At 32.6% G+C, this 962-nt stretch carries 1 protein-coding gene; it reads right to left on the bottom strand.

Annotated elements, in window-relative coordinates; genetic code table 11:
- Positions 1-138: 138 nt before the first annotated feature.
- Positions 139-741 (bottom strand): hypothetical protein, encoded by a 603-nt coding sequence (locus ACFQ1R_RS13135; RefSeq protein ID WP_379926723.1) that lies wholly within the window; start codon positions 739-741, stop codon positions 139-141.
- Between the last annotated feature and the right edge of the window lie 221 nt (positions 742-962).

The following is a 962-nucleotide window of genomic DNA, read 5'->3' as shown; positions in this document are numbered from 1 at the left end:
TAACGGTTTCGGCTATGAGTAGTTGAGTGGTTTAGCACTTAACTTTGCAAGTACGTACCAAACTGAAAATCCGCGAGGATTTTCAGAAGTAGGCGAGAACAAGCAATTACTTATAGCCAATGTTGGCAAACGTTATTATTATTCATCTTCGTTTTCTGTTTTTGGAAATATCTCTTTTCCATTCCATTCCAGAATTCTTTTTGTCGATTTAGTTTCAACCCATTCCGTTTCATATTCTTTAGTTTCACCAACTTCTCTTTTGTAAACTATTTTGCCTTCTTTTCCGTCTTTGTCATTTGGGAAAATATATTCCTCAATGAACCAATATGCATCTGCATCAGCTACTTGAGTGTAATCAATAGCTTTAATTAGGTTTTCACCATCGTAGAACAAATAAATTCCGCCTCCATTTACTCCACAAGATTCGGCTAAATAGTCTATTTCAAATATGCTTTTTATGTTTTCAAGTCCTTTATTCCCAATCGCTTTTATTGAAAATTCTCCAGTCATAAGTTGAGAAATATTCTCTTTAAAATCTAATCCATTTTCCAAAACCCTTGTTTTAGCAAACAATTTAAGTCCGTCTTTTTTCAAGGATACCAAATATGTCAAATTTCCATTGGTTGCTTTATCGAGTGAGATTAGGTTCCCAAGTACAAACCCAACTTTATCGTTTGCTTTTACTTTGTACCAAGGTGATTCAATTCCGTCAAATTCCATTTTAGAATCTGACTTTTCCACAATCTCTATTTGCTCACCAATTTTCAATAGAGTCAAAACATTGGATTCAGTATTTGGTTAGTCTCGAAGTTTAACATCGTTACCAAACATATAAGCAATTTCACCGTTTTTAAATTCATAATTTTCAGAAAGGTATTTGTTATCTTGTCCAAATCCAATTTTTGAAATTAAAATGAATATTATTAGTAGTTTCTTCATTTCTCTAATGTTTGCCAACGGTT

Origin of the sequence: Mariniflexile jejuense (assembly GCF_042675665.1) — a bacterium.
GTDB classification, from domain to species: Bacteria; Bacteroidota; Bacteroidia; order Flavobacteriales; family Flavobacteriaceae; genus Mariniflexile; species Mariniflexile jejuense.
This window is presented reverse-complemented; position numbering and strand designations above follow the sequence as displayed.